At 37.6% G+C, this 15,127-nt stretch carries 16 protein-coding genes; 14 read left to right on the top strand and 2 right to left on the bottom strand.

Translation table 11 applies throughout. The annotated features are described in order from the left end of the window. Positions 1 to 114: 114 nt before the first annotated feature. The 4 genes from HPT25_RS24535 to HPT25_RS24520 are packed head-to-tail and all read left to right on the top strand — an operon-like array spanning position 115 to position 4,520. Entirely contained in the window at positions 115 to 1,311 is a 1,197-nt protein-coding gene (locus HPT25_RS24535; protein WP_173070195.1) for an HpcH/HpaI aldolase/citrate lyase family protein, read from the top strand. Then, positions 1,253 to 2,596: a phosphoribosyltransferase family protein gene (locus tag HPT25_RS24530; protein WP_173070193.1), complete on the top strand. Its 1,344-nt coding sequence runs from the start codon at positions 1,253 to 1,255 to the stop codon at positions 2,594 to 2,596. The genes HPT25_RS24535 and HPT25_RS24530 overlap by 59 nt, the downstream gene beginning before the upstream one ends. Before the next feature lie 5 nt (positions 2,597 to 2,601). Next, positions 2,602 to 3,723 (top strand): cysteine protease StiP family protein, encoded by a 1,122-nt coding sequence (locus HPT25_RS24525; RefSeq protein WP_173070191.1) that lies wholly within the window; start codon positions 2,602 to 2,604, stop codon positions 3,721 to 3,723. Next, positions 3,720 to 4,520, top strand: a complete 801-nt coding sequence (locus HPT25_RS24520; protein WP_173070189.1) for an HAD family hydrolase — start codon at positions 3,720 to 3,722, stop codon at positions 4,518 to 4,520. Before HPT25_RS24525 ends, HPT25_RS24520 begins: the two co-directional genes overlap by 4 nt. On the opposite strand, the gene HPT25_RS24515 is transcribed toward HPT25_RS24520, so the two are convergent. After that, a complete protein-coding gene (locus HPT25_RS24515; RefSeq protein ID WP_173070187.1) occupies positions 4,517 to 4,762 on the bottom strand; it encodes a hypothetical protein in 246 nt (81 codons plus the stop codon). The genes HPT25_RS24520 and HPT25_RS24515 overlap by 4 nt on opposite strands. Positions 4,763 to 4,964: 202 nt before the next feature. Between HPT25_RS24515 and HPT25_RS24510 the strand changes: the two genes are divergently transcribed. From HPT25_RS24510 to HPT25_RS24485, 6 genes are all read left to right on the top strand, one after another. Next, positions 4,965 to 6,602, top strand: coding sequence for a YceG family protein (locus HPT25_RS24510; RefSeq protein WP_173070184.1), 1,638 nt, complete (start codon positions 4,965 to 4,967; stop codon positions 6,600 to 6,602). Positions 6,603 to 6,605: 3 nt separating this feature from the next. Beyond that, positions 6,606 to 7,712, top strand: a complete 1,107-nt coding sequence (locus tag HPT25_RS24505; RefSeq protein WP_173070182.1) for a toxic anion resistance protein — start codon at positions 6,606 to 6,608, stop codon at positions 7,710 to 7,712. 37 nt (positions 7,713 to 7,749) lie between these two features. Beyond that, positions 7,750 to 8,358, top strand: a complete 609-nt coding sequence (locus HPT25_RS24500) for a TerD family protein (RefSeq protein WP_173070180.1) — start codon at positions 7,750 to 7,752, stop codon at positions 8,356 to 8,358. Between the two features lie 47 nt (positions 8,359 to 8,405). Continuing rightward, complete coding sequence (locus tag HPT25_RS24495) at positions 8,406 to 8,984, top strand: TerD family protein (protein ID WP_173070178.1); 579 nt, start codon at positions 8,406 to 8,408, stop codon at positions 8,982 to 8,984. Between the two features lie 75 nt (positions 8,985 to 9,059). Beyond that, the gene (thyA, locus tag HPT25_RS24490; protein WP_173070176.1) at positions 9,060 to 9,854 is read left to right on the top strand and encodes a thymidylate synthase; all 795 of its coding nucleotides are present in this window, start codon (positions 9,060 to 9,062) and stop codon (positions 9,852 to 9,854) included. Next, positions 9,851 to 10,351 carry a dihydrofolate reductase gene (locus HPT25_RS24485; RefSeq protein WP_173070174.1) on the top strand — a complete coding sequence of 167 codons (501 nt, stop codon included), beginning with the start codon at positions 9,851 to 9,853 and terminating at the stop codon, positions 10,349 to 10,351. The genes thyA and HPT25_RS24485 overlap by 4 nt, the downstream gene beginning before the upstream one ends. An 82-nt stretch (positions 10,352 to 10,433) precedes the next feature. Here the strand turns inward: HPT25_RS24485 and HPT25_RS24480 are convergent, their stop codons facing one another. Continuing rightward, a complete protein-coding gene (locus tag HPT25_RS24480) occupies positions 10,434 to 10,679 on the bottom strand; it encodes a hypothetical protein (protein WP_173070172.1) in 246 nt (81 codons plus the stop codon). A 299-nt stretch (positions 10,680 to 10,978) separates the two neighbouring features. On the opposite strand from HPT25_RS24480, the gene tatA reads away from it, so the two are divergent. The 4 genes from tatA to HPT25_RS24460 all read left to right on the top strand — a co-directional run bounded on the left by tatA (position 10,979) and on the right by HPT25_RS24460 (position 15,126). Next, positions 10,979 to 11,173, top strand: coding sequence for a twin-arginine translocase TatA/TatE family subunit (gene tatA / locus HPT25_RS24475; protein WP_173070170.1), 195 nt, complete (start codon positions 10,979 to 10,981; stop codon positions 11,171 to 11,173). 61 nt (positions 11,174 to 11,234) lie between these two features. Next, a complete protein-coding gene (tatC, locus tag HPT25_RS24470; RefSeq protein WP_173070168.1) occupies positions 11,235 to 11,966 on the top strand; it encodes a twin-arginine translocase subunit TatC in 732 nt (243 codons plus the stop codon). A gap of 368 nt (positions 11,967 to 12,334) precedes the next feature. Next, a complete protein-coding gene (locus HPT25_RS24465; RefSeq protein WP_173070166.1) occupies positions 12,335 to 13,411 on the top strand; it encodes a hydrogenase small subunit in 1,077 nt (358 codons plus the stop codon). After that, positions 13,408 to 15,126 carry a nickel-dependent hydrogenase large subunit gene (locus HPT25_RS24460; RefSeq protein WP_173070164.1) on the top strand — a complete coding sequence of 573 codons (1,719 nt, stop codon included), beginning with the start codon at positions 13,408 to 13,410 and terminating at the stop codon, positions 15,124 to 15,126. The genes HPT25_RS24465 and HPT25_RS24460 overlap by 4 nt, the downstream gene beginning before the upstream one ends. Position 15,127 lies beyond the last annotated feature (1 nt).

The following is a 15,127-nucleotide window of genomic DNA, read 5'->3' as shown; positions in this document are numbered from 1 at the left end:
GAATAGATACAGTAGATACTTTAGAGATAAAGGGATAAAAATTTAGTTATATATTTTAAAGGGAGCTGACGTGAGTTGTCTCCCTCATTTTTTACCCTTAAGGAGTACTAAAATATGAGATTTTTTACATATTTTTACAATAATGAATTGGGACATTATTTCTATCGTCAACCACAAGATTTTGACAAGTATTCCGATCGAGAGCTGTTATCCTACGGTTTAGGTGCTACCTTGTATATGCCTGCAACACGGACTAATATTCACCAGGAAATCCTATCTAAAAAACATGAAGGGTTATCATCTATTGTTATGGACCTAGAGGATGCAATTGGAGATAATTTCATCAACTGTGCCGAAGAATTATTAATGGATGAGTTATTAAAATTATATTTAGAACTAGAAAAAGGGTTTTTGAGTGTAGCTGAATTACCACTTCTATTTATCCGTATTCGAGATCTAAAGCAATTTATGCGAATTAAGCATAAAATTGGAAATGCCATTAGGCTGTTGACAGGAATAGTAATACCGAAGTTTACAGTCGAGGAAGGAAGGGATCTTTTAGAGGAGGCAAGACTCATTCATACCAAAGAACATCCCTTTTATGTCATGCCCATTCTTGAAACGGCAAAAGTGATACAAAAAGAAACGAGAATAAATGAATTGATGAGTATTAAACATCTCTTCGATGAATACCGGGAAAATATTTTGAATGTTCGAATTGGTGCTACCGATTTCTGCGGTTTATATGGCATTCGTAGAAGTGCAGATACTACCGTATATGACATTGCGGTATTAAGAGATTGCATTTCAGATATTATCAATGTCTTTCAAAGATTTGATCAGCCATACGTTGTTTCAGGTCCAGTTTGGGAGTATTTTTCATCCAAAAAAAGAAACCTGAAGCCGCAAATAAGAGAGACGCCATTTCGTGAACGATATGGAGATGAAGGGCTAAAGTGGAGGACGGAATTAATCAATGAGAATACGGAGGGCCTAATAAGAGAAACCATTATGGATATTGCTAATGGCTTGACAGGTAAAACGATTATCCATCCTTCACATATTAAGGTGGTCCAGGCGTTAAATGTAGTCTCCTATGAGGAATATATTGATGCTTCCAATATTGTAAAAGCTGCAACTGGAGATTATGGTGCGGTCAAGAGTGAGTTTTCCAATAAAATGAACGAGATCAAGCCCCATTATTTTTGGGCAAGAAAAATAATGTTAAAATCACAGCTTTACGGGGTGTTACATGAAGAATTCACCAATATCGACCTTATCAAAAAAAGAGTATTCGTTTCCACTTCTTGATGCAGTCAAAGCTGAAATAGAAATCAGCCAGAATCCGTATGGGATTCCAGTAAAAGACCTTTTTGTTATGGCAGCAAGAATCAATAAAAAACGCTCCTTTCTGTTTGTTAGTAAAGTGCTTGGAAAACATTTGCCGATTGAGCCGAATAAAGGGCTGGCAGCTGCCGGACTATTGGCTGCGAGGTACTTAGAATCTTATAAAGGTGTGGAATGTACTGCGAAAGAAGGCTTGTTAAAATCATTTTACTATGGCGATTCGATAGGTAATAAGCCGTTCATTCCTAATCAGATTCAACCGATTATTATCGGCTTTGCCGAAACTGCAACGGCACTCGGACATGCTTTCTTTGATTGTTTTCAAGCTGCAGACTATTTTCATACGACTCGTGAAAAACTTGTTGACATTCAGCCCGAAATTACATTTGAAGAAGAGCACTCCCATGCAACCTCTCATCGTTTATACATCTCTAGGGAACTTTTGCAATCCAATAGGGAAATCATTCTGGTTGATGATGAGTTGACAACAGGGAAAACCGCATTAAATGTGATCAGGGCGATTCAGTCGAGATTTCCGCGAAAGCGGTATACGGTCATTTCCATATTGGATTGGCGATCTAAGGATCATATTACGTTGTTCGCGAGGCTTGAGAACGAGCTTGGAATTAAAATAAACGTTGTAAGCCTTATTTCCGGAACCGTTACGATAAAAAAGCTTCGGAATATAACGGAATGTTATCTTGTTGATACTTCTTTGGAGACAACGAAAATAAAAATTGACAGAATTCAGCTTTCATCATTTTTTACCAACAGCTCTTTGTATTCTGTTAACGTGCAGACTAAAGCAGCATTTATAAAAGAAACAGGAAGATTTGGGATCAATAGTGCAGAACTTGATAATATACATAAAAATATTTCTCAAGCAGCCCTGCTTTTAAAAGGAAAACGACAAGGAAATAAGACATTATGTCTTGGCACAGGTGAGTTTATGTACCTTCCGATGAGAATTGCTGCAGAAATGGGGGACGGTGTGTCCTATCAATCAACTACAAGAAGCCCAATTTATATAGATAACCGAGATTCATACGGTGCAAGATATGGTTTTCAATTTAGAAATCCTGAAGACACAACTGTTTCACAATTTGTTTATAATATTCCTCCACAATACTATGATGAAATATTCCTGTTTTTTGAAAGAGAAACCGATTTGGGGAACTTCCAAATCTTGCTTAAGGAATTGGAGAAACTACAAGTCCAATCGGCTAAGCTTGTGTTTTTTTCGAGGTGAATAAAATGCAAAATTTGATAAATATACCTGCTAAAATTGGAACCTATTCTGAAGATGATGTCCTTTTTTTATTAAAAGATTTAAGCCATTTTAAACTTGAAGATTCAACTGCCAATCGGGAAAAAAGCATCCAAATGGGTGGGCATTACAGCGAAACATTGCCAATTGAATATCAGCCTTCAAAGGCGTATGTGGATCTATTTTGGCGGATGCTGTTGGAATATAAACAAAAAGTAGCTTTATGTATTGGAATTGTGGCAGAACAAATATATGCATCAAAGGGAGATAAGGCCGTGCTTGTATCTTTGGCACGCGCCGGAACCCCAGTTGGTATTTTAATAAAAAGATATATTAAAAGTCGTTATGCGATTTCGCTTCCGCATTATAGTGTCTCCATTATTCGGGATAGAGGGATAGATGAAAATGCCATTCATTATATTCGTTGTCAGGACCCTGAAGGACATATTCAATTCGTCGACGGCTGGACAGGGAAAGGAGCCATTTCACTTGAATTAACAAAATCCTGCAGGAATTATGAGCAAAAGTTTGGAGTAAAACTTGATGATACGCTTGCGGTCGTTGCTGATCCGGGATTTTGTACCACTCTCTTTGGAACACGCGAAGATTTTTTAATTCCCAGTGCCTGTTTAAATTCTACGGTTTCCGGTCTTGTAAGTCGTACCGTGTTAAATGACAAATACATAGGCAGAAATGATTTTCATGGGGCCAAGTTTTATAAAGATCTCATGACTGATGATGTTTCGAATGAGTTTATTAATATTATTGAACAAGAGTTTTCCACTATTTTTGAAGAGGTAGATAAAAGGTCAATACGAAAAAAACAAGAGGAAATTAAAACAGGATTTCTGGGAATGCAGGATGTCCTTAAAATTCAACAGGAATTTGCTGTTACCAACACCCATTATATTAAACCTGGAGTGGGAGAAACAACGAGAGTATTACTCAGAAGGGTGCCATGGAAAATTTTAATGCGGGACAAAACCAGCCCATTTGTAAAGCACATTTTGATGCTGGCTAGGGAAAAAGATGTCGAAGTGATGGAATATCCGGATTTAACCTACCTTTGCTGTGGAATTATAAAATCTGTAAAAGAGGAGAAAAGATGATTTTTGCTTCTGATCTTGATCGAACACTGGTTTACTCAAATAGAGCCATTGCACAGCTTGGCTATTCGAAAAGTACTGTTCTTATACCAGTGGAAAAAAAAGCCCAGGAAGTAACGGCATATATGACGGAGAAATCTTTATCCTTCATACAGAAGCTTTGTCAACATCAGTTATTTATTCCTGTTACGACCAGAACGACAGAACAGTATAATCGTATTTTGGTTTTTAAAGAAAAGCTTCGTCTTCCATATGCCATAACGGCCAATGGAGCTGAAATATTGTATGAAGGAGAACCATTGAGAGAATGGTCATCCTATCTTACTCAGATTTTAGATGTAGGAGCTTTAGGAATGAGAGAGTTGCTCTCTTTGTTGAAACAAGATGACTGGAATTTTATTGGTGATTTAAGGATTGTAGGTACGCTATTTTTCTATTGGATTTTAGAAAAGATTCCGTCAATGGAAACAATAACCAAGCTTCAAAAATTTGTTTCATCGTACGGCTGGAGGATTTCTTTGCAAGGAAAGAAGCTTTATTTCATTCCTAAAGTGATCAGTAAAGGAAAAGCTTTGAACTTTATCTGCAGCCGTGAACGGATGAATGCCATTGCAGGAGCAGGCGATTCTTTACTGGATTTAGACTTTTTACAATTATGCCAATATCGGTTTGTCCCTGAACATGGAGAGCTGAGGGGCGTGTCCGAAAATTGGAACCTTCTCATAACAAAGAAATCCGGGGTGGATGCCGGCGAAGAAATTTTGCAGCAATTTTTAACCTTAGTAGGGCTTCCTATTTAGTCTTTTTTATTCAATCTGCTAAAGGCGGCCATATAGATACCGGAGAAAAATCCAAAGGTACCGATGAATAGTAAACAAGACAGAGGCAATGAGTTTAAGATAGGGGTAAGAAAAAGGGTAAGTATCAGACTGCATACAAATAGGTCAAGATAAATAAAAATATCTGAGGTCATGACTTCCATCACTGCATCTAATTCTTCTTCTATCAGGTCGATTTTTGGCCGTTTAAATAAAAATCTCATAGATGTCACCTGCTTTATTGTGTAAGTACTCAAATATATGAAGGGACATGATAAAAGGTGATTGATTTGGCGAATGTTCAAACTGGGAAATTTTTTTGCCAACCTACCTCTAAACGAATGAAGCATTTAGCTAACTGTGATATGATGGTTACGTAATTTCCAATTCATTGACCAAATGTTTCTGTTTTTAGGGGGATGAACAATGTACCCACCAATAAATCAATTAATCATAAAACAAGTTTCCCTTTCATATGAAAATTGGCTGAGTACCCTGCAAAAAACGCTGCCGGAAAGGCCGCAATATTCAGTAGTTAATGGGACAATCGAAATCGGCCAGGTCTTGGGTGAATTCCTGGGAGTACCAATAGACATAGATGAATACTATGATCAGCTATTTGAATATACATCATCAAAAGATTTCAATTTCCAATTACTAAACGAGGAATCTCTCGATAAAACAATTAATAATCAATTCTTTCAATCAATTCAAAGGGTTATTAATATTAATCTGGAGCAGAAACTGTCTGTTAATCGCTTTACTGCATTTCTTGATGGTGAACAACTTTTATTAAAATCAAAAGTGCCTGCCATTCATCGAAAGATTAGAGAGGCGATGATAGCTGCACTGGAATTGTTCGCAGCAAAGGAGCAGGATGGCCTTAAAAACCCAGAGCTAAGAAGAATACTGGTTGACTTGGTTAAATGGTCCATGAACCATTTGCAGCCTGCATTGGAAACGGCCGATCCGCAGAATGAAATGCCAAAATTTCTGTGGTATGGGGATGTAAAAAAAAGCCATCAATATTTTTTATTTTATTTAATAAAGCTTGGCTGTGATGTTGTGGCTTTCCATCCTGAAGGAAAAGACGTCTTGGCCGGATTTCTTGCTGAGCCTATATTTATTCACCGCTATCCAAAGCAAATGCCGCCAGAACCATTTCCTAATGAAAAGCGCAGCCGGAAAACAACTGTCGCATACAGGGCTTCAAAAGAGATTGAAACGATTCTTAATCAGGAGGGTTCCGGTTTATATAAGCCTTGGCAGCTTCGGGAATACACACCTTCATCCCTTACATTGAAAACGACTTATGATGAACTTTTCATACTTGGCAAAGAAGTTGCAATGGTCCGTCCTGATTTTGAAGTGGCTAACGGGCAGGTCAAAGTTCCATCTATCTTTGCAAAAGTTCAAGGAGTCAGCAGGAATAGGAAAGAGTACTGGGAACGATTTCATTCACTGGTTCAATTAGAGAATACTCTTCTGATCAGGAAACTGCCTTTTACATATTCAAGTTCCAATGATTTCCGCTTTCATTACAGAAATGCCCTTGGAAAAGATGGGAGCATAAATACGGAGAAAATCATGCAAGCACATTATTGGCCGTATGCGTTCCTGCCTACGGGTTTACAAGCAGGTATTGCAAATGCGATTAAAAGAGTTTGTGATAAGCTATATCTCAAATCATTACCAACGGAATCTATTGAAGATTGCAAAATCTATCAGTTCACACAGGCTATGTTTATGCCAAAACCATTGATTCAATTGTTAGAGAGGTTTGATTATTCTCAGTATGTTCCAAAATTAGTCATTTTTAATAATGAATCAACCGGTACTTTGTCAAGGTCTGACGCATCGTTATTAATTTTGTTAAATCAATTTGGCATCGATATTGTGATCTACAATCCAGCTGGCCATAATGATGTCGAAAATTATCTTGACCATTCATTGTTTGATATCCATTGGCTTGATGAAGTCGTCTTTAATTTCGAATATAAAGAGACTTCCATTTTTAAAAAAGGGCTTTTTCAAGGAATCCTAAAAAATTTGAGGGGAGATTAAATAGTGAATTTATCGCCAAATTCTTCAAATGAATTAACGCCTTCACAGGCTGAAGACATCCTAACAGAAACAAAAATCTCTGACATAAAATTATCCCTTCGGAAAGAACCGGAGATTCAAAACCTTGCCCGATCCATTGATGAGCGGGATCAGATTCAAATATTAGAGTTCGGAAAGGAACCGGCAGTTCAGATATCACGATTTTCAGATCAGATTCTAGGAAATATGCGTACCACAAAGGTCGAGGATTCTGGGGAGCTTTTAAAACAGCTTGGAAGGATTATGGATAAGTTCGATCCAAAGGACTTTCAGAAATCGAATGAAGGTTTTTTTGGCAAGCTATTCAAAAAAGGAGAAAAAATGGTTGAAAAATTGTTTGGAAAATACCAAACAATGGGACAAGAAATTGATAAAGTATATGTGGAGATTTCTAAGTATCGGCAGGAAATGGTCGATTCCACTAATACTTTAGAAGGCATGTACGAACAAAACTATCAATATTACCTTACACTAGAAAAATACATTGTAGCCGGGGAGCTGAAAGTAGAGGAAATAAAAAACCGCCAGCTTCCACAGCTTGAAAGCAAAGCGGCATCAGGGGATCAGCTAGCATCCATGCAATTAGACTCATTAAAAAATGCAATTGAACTATTGGAGCAGCGAGTTTATGATTTGGAAATGGCTAAAATGGTGGCATTGCAAACAGCGCCGCAAATTCGAATGCTTCAACGGGGTAATACAAAATTAATCGGTAAGATCAATTCAGCTTTTGTTACTACCATTCCGATTTTTAAAAATGGTTTAATTCAAGCTGTAGCAGCAAAAAGACAAAAGCTTGTTGCTGATTCCATGAGTGAGTTAGACCGCAGAACGAATGAGATGCTTCTGAGAAATGCACAAAATATTTCACAGCAAAGTGCTGATATCGCTAGACTGGCAGGTGCTCCTAGTATTAAAATCGAAACGATTGAAGAGTCTTGGAATATCATCATTAAAGGAATGCAGGAAACAAAGGCAATTGAAGATGAAAACAAAAGATTGCGCGAAGAAGGAACCAAAAGGCTGGAACAGCTCCAGGAAAACTTTAAAAAGCTTAAACAGCAATACTAAATGTATTGATAAAATATATCATAATGGGGTGTTTTAAATGGCGATTAATTTACAAAAAGGCCAGCGTATAGATTTAACAAAAAGTAATCCCGGCTTATCAAGGGTAATGATTGGTTTAGGGTGGGATCCTGTTCAAAACGGCGGCGGCGGTTTTTTGGGGGCATTATTTGGCGGTAATTCAGGCGCAAATATTGATTGTGATGCATCGGTTATCATGTTGGGGGAAAATGATAAACTCCGAAATAATAAAGATGTCATTTATTTTGGTAACTTAAAAAGCACGGACGGGAGCGTTCAACATTCCGGTGATAATTTAACAGGTGACGGCGATGGCGATGATGAGCAGATTATGGTTGACTTAAGCAGGGTGCCATCGAATATCCAAAAGCTCGTTTTCGTAGTGAACATATATGATTGTCTGAAGAGAAAACAACATTTTGGCATGATACGCAATGCTTATATTAGAGTCGTGAATCCAGCTAATAATCAAGTATTACTTCACTATAATTTATCAGAGGATTACAATGGTAAAACCAGTCTGGTTGCGGGCGAAATCTATCGTAATGGAACAGAGTGGAAATTCGGCGCTGTTGGTACCGGCACAAATGCTGCAAGCTTGAGTGAAATAGTACGTTCTTTTAGTTGATACATGGCGTCAACCAGTAATAATTGATAATCAATGAGGTGAAATGTATGGGCATCAATTTAGCAAAAGGACAGAGAATTGATTTAACGAAAACCAATCCTGGATTAACGAAAGTAATTATTGGTCTTGGCTGGGATACAAACCGTTACCACGGTGGTTATGACTTTGATTTAGATGCTGCAGCATTTTTAACGGATGTGAATAATCGGGTAATGCATGATGAAGATTTTATCTTTTATAATAATTTGGTACATTCTTCTGGTGCGGTTGAGCATACTGGCGATAACCGCACAGGTGAAGGGGAAGGCGATGATGAGCAAATTAAAATTGATTTTAACAAGGTGCCATCACATGTACAGCGAATTGCAATAACTGTTACTATTCATGATGCTGAAGAAAGAAACCAAAATTTTGGACAAGTTAGTAATGCATTTGTCCGCGTTGTGGATGAAGAAACTAATCGTGAAATTTTAAGATTTGATCTGGGAGAAGATTTTTCGGTTGAAACGGCTGTTGTGGTTTGTGAGTTATACCGCCATAATGGTGATTGGAAATTCAATGCCATAGGCAGCGGATTTGCCGGAGGACTCGCATCTTTGTGCAGAAGTTTTGGACTTGAAGTATAATATAGCTAAAAAGCTGCCTATTTGGCAGCTTTTTAGCTGAAATGTTTAAGTAATATCTGTTTAGGGGGACTAGAGTTGCAACAATATCTTAATTTGTTAGAAGACATTTTAGAAAACGGTGTTACAAAAGATGATCGAACTGGCACAGGAACGATTTCAGTTTTCGCCCGTCAGCTTCGATTTGATTTACAAGAGGGTTTTCCTTTACTTACGACCAAAAAGCTCCATATTAGATCCATTTTGCACGAATTATTATGGTTTCTAAAAGGAGACACGAATATCAAATACTTGAAGGAAAATGGAGTTTCAATCTGGGATGAATGGGCAGATGAACAAGGTAATTTAGGTCCTGTATACGGTTCACAGTGGAGAAAATGGGAAACGAAAAACGGAGAATTTATCGACCAAATTGAACAAGTAGTAAGTGAGATAAAAAAGAACCCAAACTCAAGGCGTTTACTTGTAAATGCTTGGAACGTTGGCGAAATTGAAAACATGAAATTGCCTCCATGCCATTATGCCTTTCAATTTTATGTTGCCAATGGCAAGCTTTCATTAATGTGGCAGCAAAGATCGGTTGATACGTTTTTGGGACTTCCGTATAATATTGCAAGTTATGCATTTTTGACATATATGGTTGCACATCAATGTGATTTGGAAGTTGGAGAATTAATTTTTTCCGGAGGAGATGTGCATCTATATCTGAATCATCTAGAACAGGCAAAGCTTCAATTGTCACGTGAACCAAAGAATTCACCTCAGTTGGAAATTAAAAGAAAACCATCTTCCATATTTGATTACAAATTTGAGGATTTTGAAATAAAAAATTATGACGCACATCCGCACATCAAAGGAGAGGTTAGTGTTTGATTTCTTTCATAGTAGCAATGGATGAAAATCGGGTAATCGGAAAAAATAACAAGTTGCCGTGGCATTTGCCAGCTGATTTGAAATTTTTTAAACGAGTTACGATGGGACATTCCGTCGTTATGGGAAGAAAAACCCATGAATCCATCGGCCGTGTTCTTCCAGGACGAGAAAATATTATCATTACTCGAAACACTAATTTTCAGTCGGAAGGATGTAAGGTTTTCCATTCAGTAGAGGAATTTATTCGTTTTAGCCGGGGACATCATAAAGAGTACTTTATCATTGGCGGGGCAGAGATTTTTAGAGAGACTTTTCATTTTGCAGATCGTCTCTATATTACTCAAATACATGAAAATTTTAATGGTGATACATATTTTCCGGAATTTAATGTGAACGATTGGATCCTTGATTCCTGTGAAAAAGGGATTCAAGACGAAAAAAATCCATATGATTATGAATTTAGAATCTACGATCGAATTAAGAAAAACAATATTTGAACAAAAGTATTTGCTTATTTATTGCCGATTAAGGAAAAGAGAATAAGCATCAGCATGTTGCCGATGCTTATTTCTTTATGGATTAAAAATTAGGTACAGATCCGTTCATTTCATATTCCGTTAATTTGGCAAGCATATAATGAAATTCGTGTGGATGGCAAAATTCTTCTTCTCGAAAATTAGATTTAACCCAATTAATTAATTCTTTGGGACTATTAAAATATTCACCGCTTCTGTCGCTTTTTCGAATTAAATATCTCCCATTATCATCATCAATTGTAACTTCAACTGGAAGGGCTCCATCAAAACTGAAAAGTGAAAATTCCATCCCATCACTTCCTCTATTAAAATTATATTTCAAATCTATATGTTACATATGTTCAAATTATATGCAAAAAACAAGTAAACGTCAAAATATTTTAAAAATTCCATAAATTAAGGGTGATTGACTTCATAAACTGCAATTGATACATTAATAATAGGTAAAAAAATCCTTTTTTTGGTTATAAAAATATCTTAGATGATATTGTGAATTTCCTATGAAAAAGTGCTTTAATTTTACTCAAAATAATAGATACATACTATAATCTTTGTAGGGCTGACAACAATTGAAGAGGAGGTATATCTATGTTATCGAATATCGGAATACCGGGGTTAATTTTAATATTATTGCTGGCTTTAATTATTTTTGGTCCAAAAAAACTTCCGGAAATAGGGAAAGCATTCGGCCAAACATTTAAAGAATTTAAGAATTCAACTAGAGAGCTTACAGATGATGTAATGAATGGCAGTGTAGATGAAAAGAAAAAACAGACAAAATAAGGTGCGAGATATCCTGTCTTGCACCTTTTCTTCTAGAGATTAAAAATGGCAGGAGAAACAAATGGAAGATAAAGAGTTAAATTTAGTTGAGCATTTGGAAGAATTACGTAAAAGAATGATCATTTGCCTCTTATCATTTATCATCTTCTTTATCGCTGGTTTTATTTACGTGGATGATATTTATAAATGGTTTGCAGGAGATGCTAAACTACTGGTGTTAGGTCCCAGTGATATTATGTGGGTTTATTTCATGCTGGCAACAGTTGTTGCGGTTACAGGCACAATCCCGGTTCTCGCATTACAAATATGGCTGTTTGTGAAACCAGCCTTAAAACCCATTGAACGAAAGATAACTTTGACATATGTGCCAGTGTTATTTTTTCTGTTTATTTCCGGATTGGCATTCGGGTATTTTGTCATTTTTCCAATGGTATATCGCCTTTTGGTAAATATTAGTCAAGGAATGTTTGCTACCAATTTTACAGCCGAACGATATTTTAGTTTTATCATGAATATGACTATTCCATTTGGTATCCTATTTGAGATTCCTGTTGTGGTTATGTTTTTAACAGCACTTGGCATAATTAATCCATTTGTTCTGGCGAAAATTAGGAAATATGCTTATTTTGTACTTGTTTTAATAGCAGTGGTCATAACACCGCCAGACTTCATGTCCGATTTTGTTGTAACCCTTCCGCTGTTCCTGCTTTATGAAGTGAGCATCAATCTATCAAAGATCGTTCACCGTAAGCGGCTAAAAAAACAGCAGCAAATTGAATTATGGGAAGCATAATACCTTAAGAGATCTCTACTCTTAAGGTATTTTTTATACCATCGTATTTCATATTCCTAAAGCACTTTATAGTATTCCTGATTGATATGATGATTTTAACACTCTTTAGGCACCGTAGACCTATGCTCTAAGTGGTTCTCTACGGAATCACTATTAGCAGTTAACTGATTAAACGGAAATCAATAAAGAATATTAATAGTTTCATATTATTAACGTTTATACGTTTTTAACTAATGTAACTATAAAAACATAGTTAAGAATTCTTTGTGTACTTTTTCGGAAATTTAGGACGGAGGAACCAAATTATACTAAAATTTTCTTGAAATCAAGTGTTTTTCTATATTCATGTTAAGTGGAGGAGAACGCGGATGAAGAAACAGAGAACCGTATATGAAGCCGCAATGGAACATGGGTTTACACGCAGGGATTTTTTGAAAATGTGCACTGCCCTTGCAGCAGTACTCGGCTTGGAGTATACACAATCAGATAGAGTAGTAAAAGCGATGGAAACAAATTCAAGAGTACCTGTCGTTTGGCTGCAATTTCAAGATTGTACTGGATGTTCTGAGTCATTTATTCGTTCATCACAGCCTAAAACAGAAAGTGTATTACTGCAAATGATTTCCCTCGAATATTCCGAAGTTCTTTCCGCACCTTCGGGATATCAAGCAGAAGGCTCTATGGAGCAAGTTCTAAATGACTTTAAGGGTCAATATATCCTAGCAGTTGAGGGGAGTATCCCGAGTGATGAATCCTTCCTAACAGTTGGTGGAAAATCATGCAAAGACACATTTTTGGAAATGTCAACAGGGGCAAAAGCGATCATCGCCTACGGTTCGTGTTCATCTTGGGGCGGAATTGCAGCGGCACATCCCAATCCTACTGGTGCTAAACCAGTAACTGATTTTGTAAGTAATACTCCTGTCATCCTTGTACCAGGCTGTCCACCGATTGCAGAAGTCATGACAGGAGTTATTGCTCATATGATCACTTTTGGCAAGCTGCCTGAATTGGACCAATTCGGCCGCCCCAAAGCCTTTTACCGCCACCGCATTCATGATAAATGTAATCGGAGGGCTTATTTTGATGCCGGCTTGTTTGTTGAATCTTTCGATGATGAGGGTGCTAAACAAGGTTATTGCTTATATAAGGTAGGATGTAAAGGACCTACCACGTATAATTCTTGCGCAGAAATGCGCTGGAATGGAGGGGTAAGCTATCCAATTCAATCAGGAAATCCGTGTATCGGCTGTGCTGAAAGAAATTTCTGGGATAATGGGTCATTCTTTACAAGAAGAGCAAGAATTCCTGGGACGCAAACGACAATTAATCCAGATACAGTCGGTCTAGCTGCCATTGGAGTGACTACTGCTGGTATAGCTGTTCATGCAGCCGGTACTGTTGCTAAGAAGAAGATAGATGACAAACGAGGTGGAGAAGTATGAGTGAGCGTTTAGTTGTAGATCCGATTACAAGAATTGAAGGGCATTTACGAATTGAAGTCGATTTGGATGAAAAAGGAGTCATAAAGAATGCTTATAGCTCGGGGACAGCTGTCCGTGGGCTGGAGTTAATTGTTAAGGACCGTGATCCAAGAGATGTTTGGGCCTATGTGCAGCGAATATGTGGCGTTTGTACGACAGTACATGCACTTGCTTCTATTCGGTCTGTTGAGGACGCCCTTAAAATAAACATCCCGAGAAATGCCCATTTAATTAGGGATATTATGAATGAAGTCATTTTTATACATGACCACGTAGTACATTTTTATCATTTGCACGCCTTGGATTGGGTAGATATTGTAAGTGCAACAAAAGCAAATACTGCAGAGACCTCACGAATTGCGCAATCCATTTCAAACTGGCCAAAATCATCTCCTGGTTATTTCACTGATGTCCAAAACAAATTGAAAAAACTAATTGAAAGTGGTCAGCTAGGAATCTTTGCCAATGGTTATTGGGGTCATAAAGCATATAAATTGCCTCCCGAAGTCAATTTACTTGCGGTAGCCCACTACTTGGAAGCGCTGGATTGGCAGAAAGAAATCGTCAAAATACATACCATCTTTGGTGGTAAAAACCCGCACCCGCATTATGTTGTCGGTGGTATGGCAACGCCACTTGATATTGATAGCGATAATGGAATAAATGCAGAAAGACTAATGCATGTATCCCAGCTGATTGATCAAGCACGTGATTTTGTAACACAAGTATATATTCCTGACCTTCTTGCGATCGGGTCTTATTATAAGGACTGGACATATGGAGGTGGAATAAATAATTATTTATGCTACGGTGATTTTTCAATAGGTGATATTTATAATTACAAGTTATACCGAATGCCAAGGGGAATCGTACTGAATGGAAATTTAAATGAGGTTCTGGATGTTGATCTGAAAGAGCCAAATCAGATAAAAGAGTTTATTGATCATTCCTGGTATACGTATGATGGACGTCCTAGCGGTGGAAAACACCCGTTCCAAGGGGAGACAACCTTCCATTATACAGGACCTAAAGCACCGTTTAAACAACTAGATACAAACAAGCAGTATAGTTGGTTAAAATCTCCAAGGTGGAAGGAAGAACCGATGGAAACAGGTCCTCTTGCCAGAATGATGGTTGGTTATGCTGCCGGAAAGGCGGAAATCGTCAATATTGTTAATGATACTCTTAAGAAGCTTAATTTACCATTAGCTGCATTGCAATCTGCTTTGGGCCGGACGGTTGCCCGTGGTATAGAAACAGTATTAATATCCGGCTGGATGCGGAAAGACATGGATGAGCTGTTGAAGAATATTAAAAATGGGAATCAGGTCACATTTGACCTAACAAAATGGGATCCAAGTACATGGCCAAGCAGTGCAAAAGGGGTCGGCTGGATGGAAGCACCGCGTGGAGCTCTTGGACACTGGATTGATATAGAAAATGGAAAGACTAAGAACTATCAGGCAGTAGTACCGACGACATGGAATGCTTCGCCTCGGGACCATAATAATAAAATTGGAGCTTATGAGGCGGCACTAAAAGGGACACCGATGCTGAATAAAAATCAACCGCTGGAAATCTTGCGGATCATTCACTCTTTTGATCCATGTCTTGCTTGTGCGGTTCATTTAACAGATTTGGAAACGAACAAATCGATTGAAATTCGTTTAGGATAGG

Source organism: Neobacillus endophyticus, from assembly GCF_013248975.1.
GTDB classification, from domain to species: domain Bacteria; phylum Bacillota; class Bacilli; order Bacillales; family Cytobacillaceae; genus Neobacillus; species Neobacillus endophyticus.
The sequence above is the reverse complement of the archived record's forward strand: the minus strand, read 5'-3'. Positions and strand labels throughout refer to the sequence as shown.

Coding starts and splice junctions, on each gene's coding strand:
- HPT25_RS24460 (WP_173070164.1), top strand. CDS start 13,408: ATGAGTGAGCGTTTAGTTGTAGATCCGATTACAAGAATTGAAGGGCAT.
- HPT25_RS24510 (WP_173070184.1), top strand. CDS start 4,965: ATGTACCCACCAATAAATCAATTAATCATAAAACAAGTTTCCCTTTCA.
- HPT25_RS24465 (WP_173070166.1), top strand. CDS start 12,335: ATGAAGAAACAGAGAACCGTATATGAAGCCGCAATGGAACATGGGTTT.
- HPT25_RS24535 (WP_173070195.1), top strand. CDS start 115: ATGAGATTTTTTACATATTTTTACAATAATGAATTGGGACATTATTTC.
- tatC (WP_173070168.1), top strand. CDS start 11,235: ATGGAAGATAAAGAGTTAAATTTAGTTGAGCATTTGGAAGAATTACGT.
- HPT25_RS24530 (WP_173070193.1), top strand. CDS start 1,253: ATGAAGAATTCACCAATATCGACCTTATCAAAAAAAGAGTATTCGTTT.
- HPT25_RS24480 (WP_173070172.1), bottom strand. CDS start 10,679: ATGGAATTTTCACTTTTCAGTTTTGATGGAGCCCTTCCAGTTGAAGTT.
- HPT25_RS24520 (WP_173070189.1), top strand. CDS start 3,720: ATGATTTTTGCTTCTGATCTTGATCGAACACTGGTTTACTCAAATAGA.
- HPT25_RS24525 (WP_173070191.1), top strand. CDS start 2,602: ATGCAAAATTTGATAAATATACCTGCTAAAATTGGAACCTATTCTGAA.
- tatA (WP_173070170.1), top strand. CDS start 10,979: ATGTTATCGAATATCGGAATACCGGGGTTAATTTTAATATTATTGCTG.
- HPT25_RS24495 (WP_173070178.1), top strand. CDS start 8,406: ATGGGCATCAATTTAGCAAAAGGACAGAGAATTGATTTAACGAAAACC.
- HPT25_RS24500 (WP_173070180.1), top strand. CDS start 7,750: ATGGCGATTAATTTACAAAAAGGCCAGCGTATAGATTTAACAAAAAGT.
- HPT25_RS24515 (WP_173070187.1), bottom strand. CDS start 4,762: ATGAGATTTTTATTTAAACGGCCAAAAATCGACCTGATAGAAGAAGAA.